The 1231-nt window shown below is 54.1% G+C and carries 1 protein-coding gene; it reads right to left on the reverse strand.

Annotated elements, in window-relative coordinates; genetic code table 11:
* Positions 1-18 precede the first annotated feature (18 nt).
* Positions 19-1169, reverse strand: a protein-coding gene (locus PMI29_RS23970; RefSeq protein WP_086008205.1) for an IS3 family transposase whose coding sequence is annotated in 2 segments (ribosomal slippage) — positions 19-935 and positions 935-1169 — 1152 coding nt in all. Because the reading frame shifts where the segments join, the coding sequence is not laid out codon by codon here.
* Positions 1170-1231: the final 62 nt, after the last annotated feature.

A 1231-nucleotide genomic window follows, 5' to 3' on the forward strand; every position in this document is an offset into this window, starting at 1 on the left:
TGAATCGCCCCGGATTCTCTAGACACCTTGCAAGCTCATTGCATAACGCTTTTCAAACTCTACCGGTGACAGCTGATTGTTGAAACCATGGCGGCGTTTTGCGTTGTAGAACATCTCGATGTAATCAAACACATCACTACGAGCATCTTCGCGCGTGGAATAGATTTTCCGCTTGATCCGTTCCCGCTTTAGAAGCTGGAAAAAGCTCTCAGCCACGGCGTTGTCATGACAATTGCCTCGGCGGCTCATGCTGGCAACCAAATTGTTCGCCTTCAAAAAACTGCGCCAATCGGCGCTGCTGTACTGGCTGCCCTGGTCGGAGTGAACCATCACCTCCTGCTTCGGTTTACGCCTCCAGACCGCCATCAATAACGCATCAATGGCCAAATCACTGGTCATCTGCGACTTCATTGACCAGCCGACCACCTGACGAGAAAATAGATCCAGCACCACCGCCAAATACAGCCAGCCTTCATACGTGCGAATGTAGGTGATGTCGGTGACCCAAACTTTGTTGGGTTCTACGACATCGAACTGGCGCTTCAGTAAATTGGGTGAGGCGACCGCTGGCTTACCGCCGTATTTGCCAGGACGGCGTCGATACCCTGTCTGAGAGCGCAGACCTTCAAGACGCATCAGCCTCGCCACACGATGCCGACCACAATCCTCACCGACTTCGCGCAGATCGTCATGGACTTTGCGATAGCCATAAACGCCGCCGCTCTCCAGCCAGGAATGCTTGATCAAACCCAGCAGTCGCTGGTCGTCTTTGGCGCGTACAGATTGCGGCTCAGACAGCCAGGCGTAATAACCGCTGGGATGGACTTTCAGCGTCAGGCAAAGCCGTCGAATGGAATAATCGCCCGCTCGCTGCTTGATAAAGGCGTACTTCAACCGCACTCCTTGGCAAAGTACGCGGCGGCCTTTTTTAAGATGTCTCGCTCTTCGGTGACGCGCTTGAGTTCGGCTCGCAGACGACGCAGTTCAGCGTGCTGATCGTCGTCTTGCTGCCGTTCTGCCTGAGGTTTGCTGTAGCGCTTTATCCAGGCATAGAGGCTATGCGTCGACACGCCAAGACGCGCCGCCACATCAGCGACAGGCAGCTTCTTTTCGGTCACTTGATTGACCGCTTGGATTTTGAATTCTTCGGGATAACGTGGGTTGCTCATGGCACCTCCTGATTGGCCTCAGTTTAAGGCATGGAGGTGTCTACGAAACCCGGGGCGATTCA

The sequence above is a fragment of the Pseudomonas sp. GM49 genome (genome assembly GCF_000282355.1).
In the GTDB taxonomy this organism is placed as follows: Bacteria; Pseudomonadota; Gammaproteobacteria; order Pseudomonadales; family Pseudomonadaceae; genus Aquipseudomonas.